Raw genomic sequence first — 16,651 nt, forward strand, 5'->3', positions numbered from 1 at the left:
ACATAATGTTTTACGAGTTTTTTCTTATTATTGTACTTGTTCTAAGCCATTTGGAGTAATCTTAAAGGATATTTCTTCACCCTTCATCTTATCCTCTTTTTTAACTAACTCATTCTTTTTATACCAATTCAAACGACTTGGTTCCGCATGATATACTTTCAACACGTCCCCATACTCAAATACGGTTCCATTTACTTGCTCAGCAAAATTCTTCGACGTTTCTTGCCCTTCTGCCGTTACATGTTTTTTCTCGTTTCCATTTTGATCATATACCGTAAGTCCTATATACTGTTCATTCTCAAAACGATAATGAATTGTATCATCAGTAAATGTTGCATGTAATTTCTTTGCGTCATGATTTAACGTAACGATCGAACGCGTTACATTAGCCACACCTTGGTATACTATACTATCTCCATATGTTACTTCTAATGGAACTTCCGTCACTTTCTTATTTCCAAAGCGATCTTTCGTTTCTACTTTTACCTTTTGTTCACCGATTTTTGTCGTATTCGGTTTTTCTACAAATCCAACTACTTCTCCATCTTTCACTTGAACAAAATCTTTTGCATTTAATTTTTCAACATCTGTTCCAATTACTACTTTTTGTGATACTGCTGTTACTTCTTGCAAAGCCCCTAACTTTTCAAATCCATTTTCAGTAATTTTGAAGACTAGTTCCTTTAGCTCTTTACTTTTCCCTTCTCCTGCATACGCACCTTTTTGATACCAATGTAAGCGAGAAGATTCTGCATGATATACTTTCACCACATCTCCATACTCAAATGCAAGTCCATTTACTTCCCCAGCAAAAGCTTTCGTATTCTCCAAACCTTTTACCGCTATATTTTTCTTCTCTCTTCCATCTTTATCGTACAGTGTAAATTCAAAGTACTTCTCATCTTTAAAGTAATCGTGAATTAAATTCTTTGTATCTGTCGCACTAAATTTTTTCATATCATGATGCAAAGTCACAATCGACTTCAAGTCCCCATCTCTATAGCCCAACCCATATACAAGTAAGCTATCACCATACGTTACTGTTAGAGGAACTTCTGTCACTTTTATATTCCCTAAACGATCTTTCGTTTCTACTTTTACCGCTTGTTCTCCGATTTTCGTTGTAATTGGTTTTTCTACGAACCCAATTACTTCTCCATCTTTCACTTGAACAAATTTTTGTGCTTCTAATTTATCAGCGTTTGTTCCAATTACTACTTTTTGCGGTACCGCTGTTACTTCTTGTTGAGCTTCCACTCTCTCGAAACCTTGCTCTGTCACTTTAAAGATTACTTCATGAACACCATACTGCGCATTCACTAATTCATTCTTTTTATACACTTTAAACCTATCAAACTCTTTTTGATATACCTTTACCATATCCCCATATTCAAAGGCCATTCCGTTGAATTGTTCTGCGAATCCTTTTGTATTTTCAGATCCCTTTACTGATACTTCTTTCTTTTCTTTTCCATCTTTATCGTATACAGTCATTCCCATATATTTTTGGTCTTTAAATGATGTATGCGCCGAACCTTCTGCGCCCATTGTACTAAATTTCTTTTCTTCATGATTTAATGTTACAACTGACTTTATATTACTTCCGCCATAACTTGTACCGAAGAACATAATACTATCTCCGTAAATCACTTCTACTGGTACTTCTGTCACTTTTTTATTTCCAAAGCTATCTTTCGTTTCTACTTTCACTTTTTGTTCACCGATTTTTGTTGTATTCAGCTTTTCTACAAAACCTACTACTTCTCCATCTTTCACTTGAACAAAGTCTTTTGCATTTAATTTTTCAGTATCTGTTCCAATTACTACTTTTTGCGGTACCGCTGTTACTTCTTGTTGGGCTTCCACTCTCTCGAAACCTTGCTCTGTCACTTTAAAGGATACTTCATGAACACCATACTGTTTATCTACTAGTTCGTTCTTTTTATACACTTTAAATCTATCAAACTCTCTTTGGTACACTTTTACTACATCACCGTATTCAAAGGCCATTCCATTGAATTGTTCTGCAAATACTTTCGTATTCTCCGATGCTTTTACTGATAAAGCTTTCTTCTCTTTTCCATCTTTATCATATACAGTCATCGCCATATATTTCTCATCTGCAAATGCAGTATGCATTTTACCTTCTGAATCTGTTGCACTAAATTTCTTTTCTTCATGATTTAATGTTACAACCGATTTAATGTTTGTTCCTCCATAACTTGTACCAAAGAACATAATGCTATCTCCGTAAATTACTTCCAGTGGTACTTCCGTCACTTTCTTATTTCCGAAACGACCTTTCGTTTCTACTTTTACTTTCTGTTCACCGATTTTTGATATATTTGGTTTTTCTACAAATCCGATTACTTCTCCGTCTTTTACTTCAACAAAGTTTTTTACATCTAGCTTTTCTACTTCTGTTCCTACTACTACTTGTTGTGGTTTCGCTATTACTTCCTGCAACATATTCATTCTCTCGAAACCTTTATCCGTCACTTTGAAGAACAGTTCTTTTGACCCTTTTTTCTCACCTTGACCAGTAAGAGTATTATTTTGATACCATTTCAAACGATCTGGTTCTGCATGGAATACTTTCACTACATCTCCATACTCAAACTGCGTACCATTCACTTGTTCTGCAAAGTTTTTTGAAGTTTCTTGTCCTTCTGCTGTTACATGTTTTTTCTCTTTCCCTTCTACATCATATAACGTGATTCCCATGTATAGCTCTTTATTAAAATACTGATGAATTTGTCTATCCATATCAGTCACATGGAATTTCTTCTCTTCATGCTTTAACGTTACAACTGAAGCAATTTCATCGTCGAATCCTACATATGCGATACTATCACCATACGTCACTTCTAACGGTACTTCCGTCACTTTCTTATTTCCAAAACGATCTTTCGTTTCTACTTTTACTTTTTGCTTTCCGATTTTTGATGTGTTTGGTTTTTCTACAAAACCGATTACTTCTCCATCTTTCACTTCAACAAAGTTTTTTGCTTCTAGCTTTTCTACTTCTGTTCCTACTACTACTTGTTGTGGTTTTGCTGTTACTTCTTGCAATGATTTTAATCTTTCAAATCCATTTTCAGTAACTTTGAAGAACAGTTCCTTTACTTCTTTATTTTTTCCTTCTCCCACATATACGTCTTTTTGGTACCAATGTAAGCGAGAAGATTCCGCATGGTATACTTTCACCACATCTCCGTACTCAAATGAAAGTCCATTTACTTCCTTAGCAAAAGCTTTCGTATTCTCCAAGCCTTTTACCGCTATATTTTTCTTCTCTCTTCCTTCTTTATCGTACAGTGTGAACTCAAAATACTTTTCATCTTTAAAGTAATCGTGAATTAAATTTTTTGTATCTGTTGCACTAAATTTTTTCGTACCATGATGTAGAGTTACGGTTGACTTCAAGTCTCCCTCACCGGTATAGTTCAATCCATATACAAGTAGGCTATCTCCATATCCAACATTCACTACAGCTGGAATGAAATTCTTATTTCCTTTTCCATCTACAATTTCTACTTTTACAGTTTTTTCTCCAACTTCAGGCTTATCTTGCATAATCACACCTGTTGTCTTTACACCTTCTCCTAAATTCTGTACAAGTTCTTTTGCTTTTTTCTCATCATACGTAGTACCGATTACTACATTTTGTATTTTTTCATTATTTGGCTCGCCATATGGAACTTCATATAACTCAATTTGTTTTTCACGAATTGGATTGCTGTCTGTAGATAACCATATTTCTTTTTCTAATTTTGGTAAATTTAATTTTTCAATCTTTTCTCTCGTAGCATCATTTGCAAATAATCCCCATTTATCAAAGAAAGGAATTAAATTTTGTCCTGCCACTTTTGACGTCATATAAATAAACATCTGCTTTTTCTCTTCATCAGATTTAGGCAGTTCTGTATCATGTAACAAACGATACATTTGATGTAAATTCGGATAGAATTGATCACCATAAGCTAAATGCAACTGCCAAAACATAACTAATTTCTCAAATACATCCATCTTCTCTTGTGCATCCGGTTTACCTAAATAAGCAAATGCAGCTTCATAGCGCCCCTCTTGCTCTAACCTTGTTTTATGCCCGAATGTAGTTTGAACTGCCAAAGAATAAATATTAACAGTTACTTCTCCAAGTCCATCCCATAACCAAGTGTCCTGTTGATGTTGATGTCCCACTTCATGCCAAGGCCCCCATCCATCATTAGTTAACTCTTCTAGATTTAGTACTGACTCTAAATTCCCTTTACTATAAGCTGTTCGATAATAAGTCGCATACATATAATTGTCCGTATACCAGTCTTCAACAAAATGAATGGAATGTTTACCTTGATTCGCAACACCCGCACCATCTTTTGATAAACCTGATATCTTATGTTCTATATTAATTATTTCATCGTGTTTCTTTAATAACGCAGCTGGATCTTCTTGCTTCAAATGTTCCGCCACAGTTTCAGGATGCATAGTTAATAAACTATTTTCTCCCTTCATTTCTATTGCATATGGATCAGGATTCTCTGCCAACATACGCTTCCAATCTTTTGTCGTATGCTTTCCTAAAATAAATAAAGGATTTGGTGTACCACCTTTTTTCACTTTAGCGACTACTTCTCCTGTGTTGTGATAATTATAAAAGTATAATAGTCCCCCATTTGAAGAAGAAATTTTATTCTCACCAGGATTTAAGTTGAATTGTTTAGGTTCTTCTTTTTCATAAGAATATGTACCAATATAAGCTTTAATCTGTTGAGTCCCTTCTACTTGAATAACTACTTCTTCACCTGGCTTTACATAAATGCCCGTTGGTTCATAAGGAGAAAAACTCATTCGACGCTGATGCAACTCACGCATCCCTTCTACATCACCTTTTGGCAGCAATTGATACACTCGCTCTTCTTGCTGTTTCTCCTTATCTTCAATCGTCATCTCTGCATACACCTTAGGTAATTCAAGTCCATATGGTGTTAATAACGTAGCTAAACAAACACCAGCCACTAATATCCTACTCGTCTTTTTCTTCGACATAATCTGTGTCCCCTGTCCTGTTTTTTGATAAACCATCCTATATATTCATTTAATAAGAAATCCTATTATTTTTATAAAAAAATTCAAATAATAAACGAACACCTCGCACACCTATATCAATTACTACCGCATTCTCCCATGTATTCGCTTTCTTACATTTTAAAATTTTTATGTATTATGTCCTCCTCATTTCTCTCTACTTGTAATGAGTTCTCTTCGTACATAAAAAGGGAGTAATAAAAGATACCTTTTAGTCTTGTCGTCTATACATCTAAAAATAAAATAGCAATAGAATCTTACATTTTCTTCATATATGACCATCTATAGGTAGTTTTTCCAACTGAATTTTACACGCTTTACACTTTGTTTGATAGCCTTTTCAATTAGAATAATGTTACAGTTTTGTGAATTTAATCTATTAATCGTAACGTTTAGATTTTATTATATTTTGTTATTTCTAAATAGTTTTCCTAACATAAAAACAGTGTTTTATCTAGTTAATAATTATCTTGGTATAATTTTAAATTTCATATATAAAAAGCATTGGTTAACACCAATGCTTTCATCCTTACCTTTTATATTGACTCGGTTTATGTGGTTCATTTGGAGTATGTGGTTTATTATTATCATGACCATTTGTTGTTTTCCAACTTACCGATAACTCCGGACTTGTTTTTTCTTCACTACGCTCAAGTAATACAACTGCATTTTGAATAGTCGGTGTCCCTTTATGTGCAATCCCTTGTAACTTTGTTAAATTCCCTAATACTTTAAAGCTAAACCCACCAGCTGGTGTTTGTTTCGGAATTAAGATGCGGAATTTTTCTCCTACATTAAATTCTGTTTTTGCTTCGCCTTTTTCGTTTACAAATTTCGCTCCCGCTGGTGCACCTGTTGCTTGTACTTTATACGTTCCACTTTTTGCATTTGTTTCTACTGTATATAAGCCTGTTTCAAAGAAATCATTTTTCAATACTGCTTGTTGTTCTTCTGATGGTACGACACTCATCGTAATTTCTTGTAATTCTTCACTAGCACTTGCTTTTGCAACGATGTCTTTCGTTACTTTTTCTACATTTTTATTACGGAACTCTAAATCGTTAATATCAATTTGCTTTAACGCATTCCACACCGCAAGCTGCGTTGCGTAATGGGCATCTCTCCAATCAGAAACACCTAATTCTTGTGGACTCTTTTGTGGATATCCGTTTAATAGTACACGGTACACATTAATATCCACTTTCCCCATTTCCGGTAAATCTTGACCGCTTGGAGATTTCAAATCTACATTTAAGCAAAATGCAATTTTTCCATCTGCCGTTTTAATAAGTTCTGTTCGAATTGGTTTCTTCTTTGACTTACTATAACTCCAATTCATTTCATACTTTGTATGGTCCATAACTTCTGCAAATGCTTTTTGAAGTGGGAATAACACAAATAAAACACTTAAAAACATAGCTAAAAGTTTGAACGATTGCTTTATATTCATGTTCACAGCCCCTTAATAACAAACTTAATACTAAGTAGTATTTAATTAGAAAATATTTTTATGCACAAAAAAAGAGTGCATAAGCGCACTCTTTTTTTTTCTTACTTTAATCTTAGAAATCGAAGTTATCAGGATCTGGACCAACGCGGTGATTTTGGTTTAATGCATCGATTTTTTCCATATCTTCTTTCGTTAACTCAAAGTTAAATACATCAGCGTTTGCAATAATACGGTGCTCTTTCGTTGATTTTGGAATTGTAATAACTCCATTTTGTAAGTCCCAACGTAAGATAACTTGCGCTGTTGTTTTACCGTGTTTCTCAGCAATTGCTTGTAATGTTTCGTTATCTAATAATTGACCTTGCATTAATGGTGACCATGCTTCCATTTGAATACCTTGTTCTTTACAGAAAGCTTGTAATTCTTTTTGTGTCAAACGAGGGTGGTATTCTACTTGGTTAATCATTGGCTTGATTTCTGCATCTTTCATTACATCTTGTAAGTGATGGATTTGGAAGTTACTTACACCAATTGCACGTACACGCTCTTCTTTATAAAGTGTTTCTAGCGCTCTCCATGTATCTTTATATTTTCCTTCTGAAGGCCAGTGAACAAGATATAAATCTAAATAATCTAGTCCTAATTTTTTTAGACTCTCTTCGTATGCAGCGATTGTTGTTTCATATCCTTGATCTGCGTTCCATACTTTTGAAGTAATAAATAATTCTTCTCTTGCAATGCCAGTCGCTTCAATACCTGCACGGATTCCTTCACCTACAGCTGTTTCATTTCCATAAATTGCAGCTGTATCGATGCTGCGGTATCCTGCTTTAATTGCTGATTTAATCGCTTCTACAAGTTCTGGACCTTCTTCTACTTTAAATACACCTAAACCGAACCAAGGCATTTCTACACCATTATTTAATACTGCTTTACTTTGTAAGTTTTTCATTTTATTTTCTCTCCTTTTATTTTACTTGATCTCTTTTTTCTAATGTCATACTCCATGCTGTTAAAATAACAGCAGCTACTACCATAATGCCGCCTACCCAAGCAGTATGGATTAACCCTAATGAATTCGTTACAAGGCCACCTATATAAGAACCTAAAGCAATCCCTGCGTTAAATGCGGCAATGTTAATTGCTGAAGCAACATCAACCGCACTCGGAACAAAGCGCTCTGCCAATATAACTACATATACTTGTAGCCCGGGAACATTCATAAATGCGAATAGTCCCATGAAAATAATTGTGATTAATCCAGCTACTTTAAATGGCGCTGTAAATGTTAAAACAAATAATATAATCGCTTGAATCAAGAACATGTAAAATAGTGCTCGAATCGGATTATGATTCGATAATTTTCCACCGACCATATTCCCTATCGCAATGGCGATTCCATACACTAATAAAATGATAGTAACAGTACTTGCTTCAAATCCTGTTACTTCTTGTAATAGTGGTGATAAATACGTAAATGTTACGAATGTACCGCCGTATCCAAGTGCAGTAATAGTGAAAACAAGTAACAGTCTTCCATTTTTAATTAGTTTGAATTGATCACGAAACGATACAGGTACACCATTTTTCAAATTAGATGGGACCAGTATGCTGTTTGCGATAAAAGCAATAATTCCAATTACAACAATCGCCATAAATGACGCTCTCCAGCCAAATTGTTGACCAATAAACGTTCCAATTGGCACACCTGTAATAGTCGCAACTGTTAATCCAGTAAACATAATCGCAATAGCACTAGCACGTTTATTCTCTGGTACAATCGCAGCTGCAATTGTAGATCCTATCGACATAAACACACCATGTGCAAATGCAGCTACAATCCTTGCGATAATTAATACAGTGAAGCTTGTTGCTACTGCCGCAATGCCATTACCAATAATGAAAATAACCATAATCCACATTAATAATGTCTTTCTCGACATACTAGCCGTTAACGCTGTTAAAACAGGAGCTCCTACCGCTGCCCCTAACGCATATAGAGAAACAGTTAAACCTGCTGTTGTAACCGAAACATTTAAATCTTTTGAAATCGATGGTAATAAACCGACACTAATAAACTCAGTTGTCCCAATTCCAAACGCACTAATTGCTAGTGCTAATAAAGCAAACATACTTCTTCGATTCGTCTGAACTTCCGAAGATGGTACTGTATATGAACTCAATTGAATTCCTCCTTATTACAAGAAATCCAATCATAATAGTGCGATAAAAAGGCCCTTTTATCTTCTAAAAAATATATTTAATCTCTACAAATGCTATTATGAATGGTTTCATTCTTTTTTTGAAGAACGCACTTTAAAGTACTATAGGCACCAAAAAGTAACATAGTCACTTTTCAGTACAGTACTACTCATTTGCTTCTCACATGTGCTATTATGAAACATATTTAACATGATAAAAAGTACGTACTTTAAAGTGCTATAGGTACTAAAAAGTAACATTTGTATGATTTAACTTATTTTACTCACACAAGGAGGGTTTCATATGAAGAAATACAATATTCCTGTAGAGGCGACCTTAGAAGTTATCGGCGGCAAATGGAAGGTTGTTATTCTTTGTCACTTAACGAAAGGTACAAAGAGAACGAGTGAACTAAAACGTTCAATGCCTGGTATTACACAAAAAATGTTAACGCAGCAATTACGTGAATTAGAAGACGACGGCGTTATTCAAAGAAAAGTATACAATCAAGTCCCACCAAAAGTAGAGTATTCTCTTACAGACTACGGTTGGTCTTTAGAATCGATTCTTGATTCTCTTTGTACTTGGGGCGAATGCCATCTTGAAAAAGAAGGTAACACTTCCATGCTAATTGCAGAAGGTGAATAATAGAAAAAAGGAAAAAACGAACATGAATTTGTTCATTTTTTCCTTTTTTTCTTTATATATCTGTACATTTCTAACAGAAACAAAATATTTTATACGCTTTCATACCTTGTCAGTACTACGTTATACGCTCAATATCAAATAATTAGGAATCATTTTTATGTTAACATAGGTGTATATAGTATATAATATAGGATATATATTATATACACTTTCCGGTAACGGAGCTTTTCCATTATACGGACAAGCCATATATCGGACAGTTCATAAATAATAGGTAAGACGTTATGGTTTTAGATTTATGTTTGCAGCTTACTTGCTGTCATAAATTTAAAGGCATTTTATTGTGCTTTGTGAAACTTTGTATAAAGTTTCGTAACCGTTTACTATCTTACTTATAAAAAATAAGAGTATTGCTATCGTAAAGGAGAATTGGAGATGCCAGAAACTATGACTCAAACAAAGCCAGAACAAGAAACTGTACAAATTTCTGCTAGCCAAGGACAACTTGATGTACTTGATCAATTGTTAAAACCTGAGGTACAAGAATCATTAACAACACTAGTAGAACAGCTTCCAAAATTAACTGAGCTTGTTAACATTTTAACTAAGTCTTATGACTTCGCTCAAACTGTTGCTACTGATGAAGTATTAAAAAGCGACACTGTTAGTGCAATCACAGAGCTTGTAGAACCTGTAAAAGATACAGTGAAAGGCATGGCTGCAACTGCTATCGAAGCGAAAGATCGTGCTGACGAAAGCAACGAAGTTATCGGCCTGTTCGGTCTATTAAAATTACTAAAAGACCCACAAGCACAAAAAATGTTCCGCTTTGTGAACGCATACCTTCAAATTAGTGCAGAACGTAACAATAAATAATTTAACTTATAACAACAATTAGTAAAGACGGGGGATATCATACTATGTCAAAACAAATTGTCATCTTAGGCGCTGGTTATGGCGGTCTTCTTGCCGCTTTAAACGTACGTAAATATTACAGCAAATCAGAAGCACAAGTTACAGTGATTAACCAATACCCAACACACCAAATCATCACTGAACTACACCGCCTTGCAGCTGGTAACGTTGCTGAGCAAGCAATTGCAATGCCACTTACAAAGCTTTTCAAAGGTAAAGACATCGATCTTAAAATCGCAACAGTTGAGTCATTCTCAGTTGATAGCAAAGAAATTAAACTAGCTGGCGGCACTACTTTATCTTACGATGCACTTGTAGTTGCTTTAGGAAGTAAAACTGCTTACTTCGGTATTCCAGGACTAGAAGAAAACAGCATGGTATTAAAATCAGCTGCTGATGCAAACAAAATCTACAAACACGTTGAAGACCGTATTCGTGAATACGCGAAAACGAAAAACGAAGCTGATGCTACAATCGTAATCGGTGGTGGCGGATTAACTGGCGTTGAGCTAGTTGGTGAGCTTGCTGACATTATGCCTAAACTTGCAAAAAGCCACGGCGTAAATCCAAAAGAAGTTAAACTTCTTCTTGTTGAAGCAGGTCCAAAAATCCTTCCAGTATTACCAGACCACTTAATCGAACGTGCAACTACTAGCCTAGAAGCACGCGGTGTTACATTCTTAACAGGTCTTCCTGTAACAAACGTTGCTGGCAATGAAATTGACTTAAAAGACGGTCAAAAACTTGTTGCTAACACATTCGTTTGGACAGGCGGCGTACAAGGTAACCCATTAATTGGTGAATCAGGTCTTGAAGTAAACCGTGGACGTGCAACTGTTGATGCACACCTACAATCTACTTCTCACAAAGACGTATTCGTTGCTGGAGACAGCGCTGTTGTCTTCTCTCCAGACGGTCGTCCATACCCACCAACTGCACAAATCGCTTGGCAAATGGGTGAGTTAATTGGATACAACTTATACGCAGCACTAGAAGGCAAAGCATTCGAAGAGTTCGCACCTATTAACTCTGGAACACTTGCTAGTCTAGGACGTAAAGATGCTGTTGCTACAATTGGAGCAAGCAATACTCCACTTAAAGGCTTACCAGCATCATTAATGAAAGAAGCAAGTAACGTTCGTTACTTATCACACATTAAAGGTCTATTCAGCTTAGCTTACTAATCTGAATATAAGCCCGAATCATGCCCTGCATGGTTCGGGCTATTTTTATCCGTAATATTCTCTACTTACTTATATTCGGCAAAGAATTACTATAACCCTTTTTAATTATCTAAATATACTGACTTTTTTGTGTCGAAATTGTGTATATGAAAAGAGTGAAAGCATCTTTCTTACTTCCACTCTTCCACAAAAATTATTATCCCAATTTCACTAAGCTATAGTTCTTCTTCCCTTTACGAATAATAATAAATCGTCCATCAAATGAATTTTCTACAGTAACATCTGCACCCACATCTGTTACCTTCTCACCATTCATAGAAATAGCTCCATTATTAATATCTTCACGTGCTTGTCGTCTAGATGGTTCAATCCCTAAATCAACTAGCCATTCTACGATGTTTTTCGTCTCTTTTGAAGACTGGAATGTTGGCATCTCTTTAAAACCTTGCTCAATTTCATCAGCTGTTAACGATTTAATATCTCCGCTAAATAACGCTGCTGTAATCTTCTCAGCTTGCAGGAGTGCCTCTGTTCCATGAACGAATTTCGTCATTTCTTCCGCTAATACTTTTTGCGCTTCACGTCTATGAGGCTCTGTTTCTACCTTCGCTGCCAATTCATCAATGCGCTCCTTCGTTAAGAACGTAAAGTATTTCAAGTATTTCACTACATCACGGTCATCTGTATTCACCCAGAACTGGTAAAATTCAAACGGTGTTGTTTTGTCAGGATCAAGCCAAACCGCGCCACCTGCAGATTTACCAAACTTCGTACCATCGGATTTCAATAATAACGGAATCGTTAGTCCAAACACTTTCGCCTCATGACCTTCTAACTTACGAATTAAATCTAAACCACTCGTAATATTTCCCCATTGGTCACTACCACCAATTTGCAGTTGAACATCTTCTTTCGTGTATAAATGATGGAAGTCCATCGCTTGCAAAATTTGGTACGTAAATTCTGTGAAAGAAATTCCTGTATCTAAACGACTTGCTACAATATCCTTCGCTAACATGCTATTAATGCTAAAGTTCTTCCCGTAATCACGTAAGAACTCAATAATGTTTATTTCATGTGTCCAGTCGTAGTTATTTACCATCTTCACTTCGCTATTTCCGCCAAAATCAAATAGTTTTTTCATTTGTGCTGTTAACGCATCCACATTATGCTGAACTACTTCTAACGTTTGAAGTTGACGTTCTGATTGACGTCCGCTCGGATCACCAATTGTTCCTGTTGCTCCACCAATTAAAATAACTGGATGATGGCCAGCTAACTGGAATCTCTTCATCATCATAAACGGAATCAAATGTCCAATATGCATACTATCACCAGTCGGATCCACTCCGCAGTATAGTGAAATCTTTTTCTCTTCTACTAGCTTACGTAAACCTTCTTCATCAGTCTGTTGATTCACAGCGCCGCGCCATTCTAATTCATCAATAATATTCATCTTTTGTCATCCCCTTTATTTTTTAAAACAAAAAGTCCCTATGTCTATGACATAGGGACGATTATTCACCGTGTTACCACCCAGTTTGTATAAATAGCATAGCTACTCATACCACTCTTAGCAATAATATCGATTGCCAATCCGCTTAGCATTACCTAAGATACTCCAGAGTGTAATTCGCAAGTTTGTTTGTGCTAGGTTCCAGCAACCCCTAGCTCTCTCGTTAACAGTGACAAACTGCTACTGGGCTCTTTCAACGTATATTATTTGTTAAATTATTAGCCATTATATTGAATTGAAAACAAATTGTCAACAATACCCAAATGTTATTTTAAAATAATTCACATTTTCATACGTATTTCGTTACTCTTTATCTTCTCCAATAATCCTTACTTCTCGCTCTAACTTCACGCCAAATTTCTCTTCAACAGTCTTTTGTACAAAGTGAATCAAATCAATGTAATCTTGTGCTGTTCCGTTATCAACATTCACCATAAATCCAGCATGTTTTAAAGAAACTTCCACTCCGCCAATTCGCTTACCTTGTAGTCCTGATTCTTGAATCAATTTACCAGCAAAGTTATTTGGTGGACGCTTAAATACGCTACCACATGAAGGATATTCTAGAGGTTGTTTTGACTCACGTTTAAAAGTTAAATCATCCATTTTTTCTTTAATTTCTTCATGCACACCTTCTTGAAGCTCAAATCTCGCTTCAAGAATAATGTAATGGTTGTTTGCAAATACACTCTTACGATATCCAAATTCAAATGCTTCTTTCGTTAAAGTACGTAGCTCTCCATCACCTGTCATTACGACAGCTTCTGTTAATACAAACGATACTTCACCGCCGTAAGCACCAGCATTCATATATAATGCTCCACCAACTGAACCTGGAATACCACAAGCAAACTCAAGACCCGTTAAATTATGATCTAATGCAATACGTGATACATCAATAATTGCTGCACCACACTGTGCCACAATCGTCGTTCCTGTTACAGTCACACCTGTAATGTGAATCAAACTTACTATAATCCCGCGAATTCCACCATCTTTAATAATGACATTCGATCCATTTCCTAAAAACGTAACTGGAATATTATATTCGTTAGCATATTTAATAACTTCTTGAATTTCATCATAATTTGTCGGCGCAACGAACACATCTGCTTTGCCGCCAACTTTAATATGCGTATGATTCTTTAACATTTCATCTTGTTTCACATGACCTTCAGGCAATACCGTACTTAAATATTTATAAACCTCTTGCATATTCATTTTACGATTCCTCTATTTCTATATTCTTTTTATCCCGTTATACGGGCCCATAATATCCCCACATACATGAACGAACCTAAAGTGGTGGATACAGTGTACCCAAAATCAATTCGAGACACCTATAAACCTCTTAATTTATAAGAGGTGCCACTCATATTAAAATATATATTGCATAATAAAGCAACCCAAATGGGCTACTAAACTTGACATGTCATCAGAAAGACAACAATTTGTAAAATATATTACTTTTTCAGCACACTATCCTTCAGTATCTTACTATACCATACGAAAAGAAAGTGGTATTTTTTCGTAATTTTTACTTTGTTTATGGCATATAAGAAAATCGATTGAAAGCGGGAGATAAGACTCTCATGAAGATACTAAGTGAGATACAGGAATCAAAGGATTTAACGAAGGAATTTTAAGATGAAGTGGCAGTTGCGAAAGAGAAGAAAAAGCCGTGGTAGAAGTTTTGGTAAGGTTTGTATATAAACTACAAAAAGGTAGAAAAGTATACTTTTCTACCTTTTTGATTAGTGGAATAAAGATAAACCAATTTTTAAACAATGTTATTAGTTTTTAACCACTTTTCAAAAATTAATCTAGATTGTTCTTCAGTAGCATCTTTGTCATCTATTGTAAATATTTTCAAACCGCATCCAGTAAAATATTCACCTAATTTATGTTTGCTAGCAAATTCATATAAAAAACCCGCTTCATACTCTTCAATAAATACATCCCAAATAGGTTTGTTTATTTTTTTATATGCAGTGACTTCTAAATCATAACCATCTTCATAATAGCCTATATGCATATGTTGGTGTGTTTCATAGTTACACATAATGTGAAATAACCTCCTCTTTACCAAATAATATGATGATCATTTAAATTTGGTGGAACATGATAATGTAAATATGGTCCTTTATGATATACCGGTCCATAATCTAACCTAAATATAACTTGTTTCGTAGCTTTAGATCTTACTTGAATAATTTTTGTTCCAGATGGTCCTTCAAGGATATATTTACTTGGTGCGTTTAATGCTTTTTGTACATATGGTCTTGCTATCTTCCAACCTTTATCGGCAGCTGTTCTGCCTACTTTTGAAGTTAAAACCCTTAATGCTCCGATAACAAGAGCTGGTAATATTTCTTGTTTAACTATTAATTCACCTGTAAGAGGATTTTTTTCAATAACATATTCAACTCTTGGTTTACTTAATTCTCCTTCTAATTGTAAAAACACAGGATCAGTTACTAAAAAATCATATTCATTCTCAAATTTTTCAAAATCGAAGTTAGAAACATCGACATTAGATAAATCAATGCCACCATCTTCTTCAGGAACATATTCTTCGACAATCGTATCATCATTTAATTCAACAGTTGCATCAACAAATGATGGCAATGCAAAACTAAACATTAACACGAAAGAAAGTATCCCAGCTATAATTCTCATCTACCGTTCTCCTCTCAAATCTTATAATAATGAGAAATAGCTAAAATTTACATTTCCTATTATTTCTCACTATTAAAGAATAAAATAAACAAAATTTTCTAACAAGACTGAAAATAAAAGTCCGAATTTGTTATTATTAATTTGTATAAAATAATAACTTAATAAGATTAAAAATAAATTAACTAAAAATCTCTTCCTCTATACTATAAAGCTAATAAAGCATCTCCCTAAAGATACAATGCTGTATCTTTAGGGAGATGTTAGTGCAAACCATTCTAAGACATACCAATCAATTTTACCAATCCACCTTTACCCCATTGGAGATGGGATATAGTAATTTTTAAATCGTTGTAAGGTTAGATTTAAGCCTTTCACCATATCATTTAGTTGTAAATATAGTGTATTTCTTGGCTCTGTATACTCCTAAATACTCTCCCATTTCTATAAACAGAAAAATTACTTTATCACAGGGCTCAATCGTAGGATTTCTCCACCAGCTGACTGGACACGCCATAAAAAAGAGCACATCCCACAGAATGTGCTCTTTCCAAACTCTTTATATTACTTTTCGTTCTCTTCTTTTTCCTTATCAAACCATAATAGCTCATCGTCATCAACTTCACCATTATAATTGATTAGAATCTCTTCTCCCGCTTTTATATCTTTGTAAGCAAAGAAGTTAAACGTATGATTCTCGAAGACAATATCATACGTTGCATTCGGATTATATGCATGATTAAATAACATGCCGTATCCTAACAGGAATGCCGTATGATTTACCCCATACTCAAATGCGTAGTCAGCAAGTAACGTTTTCTCAATGTGTTCATGCTGTTCATTCGGATAAGAGATAACTGGTGCTGAGTGAATCAACTCACCCTTTTTAATATCACGAGTTGCAAATACCCCTCTATTAAATTCTCCATCACTAAGTTCAGAAGTCTTAACTTCGATCATATGCGTCACCTA

At 34.9% G+C, this 16,651-nt stretch carries 13 protein-coding genes and 1 other annotated feature; of the genes, 4 read left to right on the top strand and 9 right to left on the bottom strand.

The genetic code is table 11. The features are described from left to right. Positions 1 to 27 precede the first annotated feature (27 nt). From J0835_RS24990 to J0835_RS25005, 4 genes are all read right to left on the bottom strand, one after another. A complete protein-coding gene (locus tag J0835_RS24990) occupies positions 28 to 5,049 on the bottom strand; it encodes a putative mucin/carbohydrate-binding domain-containing protein (protein WP_140386936.1) in 5,022 nt (1,673 codons plus the stop codon). 568 nt (positions 5,050 to 5,617) lie between these two features. Continuing rightward, positions 5,618 to 6,538, bottom strand: coding sequence for a thioester domain-containing protein (locus J0835_RS24995; protein WP_087982991.1), 921 nt, complete (start codon positions 6,536 to 6,538; stop codon positions 5,618 to 5,620). A 112-nt stretch (positions 6,539 to 6,650) separates the two neighbouring features. After that, positions 6,651 to 7,490 (bottom strand): aldo/keto reductase, encoded by an 840-nt coding sequence (locus J0835_RS25000; protein WP_087982993.1) that lies wholly within the window; start codon positions 7,488 to 7,490, stop codon positions 6,651 to 6,653. Between the two features lie 16 nt (positions 7,491 to 7,506). Continuing rightward, positions 7,507 to 8,670: an MFS transporter gene (locus J0835_RS25005; protein ID WP_176373392.1), complete on the bottom strand. Its 1,164-nt coding sequence runs from the start codon at positions 8,668 to 8,670 to the stop codon at positions 7,507 to 7,509. Positions 8,671 to 9,043: 373 nt separating this feature from the next. On the opposite strand from J0835_RS25005, the gene J0835_RS25010 reads away from it, so the two are divergent. From J0835_RS25010 to J0835_RS25020, 3 genes are all read left to right on the top strand, one after another. Further along, positions 9,044 to 9,388, top strand: coding sequence for a winged helix-turn-helix transcriptional regulator (locus J0835_RS25010; protein WP_087982997.1), 345 nt, complete (start codon positions 9,044 to 9,046; stop codon positions 9,386 to 9,388). Between the two features lie 435 nt (positions 9,389 to 9,823). Further along, on the top strand, positions 9,824 to 10,264 hold the full coding sequence (locus J0835_RS25015) for a DUF1641 domain-containing protein (RefSeq protein ID WP_001115312.1): 441 nt from the start codon (positions 9,824 to 9,826) through the stop codon (positions 10,262 to 10,264). Positions 10,265 to 10,308: 44 nt separating this feature from the next. Continuing rightward, positions 10,309 to 11,487 carry an NAD(P)/FAD-dependent oxidoreductase gene (locus tag J0835_RS25020; protein ID WP_076541689.1) on the top strand — a complete coding sequence of 393 codons (1,179 nt, stop codon included), beginning with the start codon at positions 10,309 to 10,311 and terminating at the stop codon, positions 11,485 to 11,487. 196 nt (positions 11,488 to 11,683) lie between these two features. Here J0835_RS25020 and tyrS read toward each other — a convergent pair whose 3' ends face one another. Continuing rightward, positions 11,684 to 12,943, bottom strand: coding sequence for a tyrosine--tRNA ligase (gene tyrS, locus J0835_RS25025; RefSeq protein WP_087982999.1), 1,260 nt, complete (start codon positions 12,941 to 12,943; stop codon positions 11,684 to 11,686). A gap of 50 nt (positions 12,944 to 12,993) precedes the next feature. Then, positions 12,994 to 13,209 (bottom strand) — a binding site (T-box leader). A gap of 97 nt (positions 13,210 to 13,306) precedes the next feature. Then, on the bottom strand, positions 13,307 to 14,224 hold the full coding sequence (murB, locus tag J0835_RS25030; protein ID WP_087983001.1) for a UDP-N-acetylmuramate dehydrogenase: 918 nt from the start codon (positions 14,222 to 14,224) through the stop codon (positions 13,307 to 13,309). 347 nt (positions 14,225 to 14,571) lie between these two features. Here murB and J0835_RS25035 point away from each other — a divergent pair, with 347 nt between their 5' ends. Next, positions 14,572 to 14,649 carry a DUF3967 domain-containing protein gene (locus J0835_RS25035; protein ID WP_113712207.1) on the top strand — a complete coding sequence of 26 codons (78 nt, stop codon included), beginning with the start codon at positions 14,572 to 14,574 and terminating at the stop codon, positions 14,647 to 14,649. A 134-nt stretch (positions 14,650 to 14,783) separates the two neighbouring features. Here J0835_RS25035 and J0835_RS25040 read toward each other — a convergent pair whose 3' ends face one another. The 3 genes from J0835_RS25040 to J0835_RS25050 all read right to left on the bottom strand — a co-directional run bounded on the left by J0835_RS25040 (position 14,784) and on the right by J0835_RS25050 (position 16,639). Beyond that, positions 14,784 to 15,065, bottom strand: coding sequence for a DUF3986 family protein (locus J0835_RS25040; RefSeq protein WP_000336245.1), 282 nt, complete (start codon positions 15,063 to 15,065; stop codon positions 14,784 to 14,786). A gap of 20 nt (positions 15,066 to 15,085) precedes the next feature. Further along, the gene (locus J0835_RS25045; RefSeq protein WP_001219915.1) at positions 15,086 to 15,682 is read right to left on the bottom strand and encodes a hypothetical protein; all 597 of its coding nucleotides are present in this window, start codon (positions 15,680 to 15,682) and stop codon (positions 15,086 to 15,088) included. Between the two features lie 561 nt (positions 15,683 to 16,243). Next, positions 16,244 to 16,639, bottom strand: a complete 396-nt coding sequence (locus tag J0835_RS25050) for an SET domain-containing protein (RefSeq protein WP_000573650.1) — start codon at positions 16,637 to 16,639, stop codon at positions 16,244 to 16,246. Between the last annotated feature and the right edge of the window lie 12 nt (positions 16,640 to 16,651).

The sequence above is a fragment of the Bacillus cereus group sp. Sample62 genome (assembly GCF_036851315.1).
Lineage (GTDB): Bacteria > Bacillota > Bacilli > Bacillales > Bacillaceae_G > Bacillus_A > Bacillus_A wiedmannii.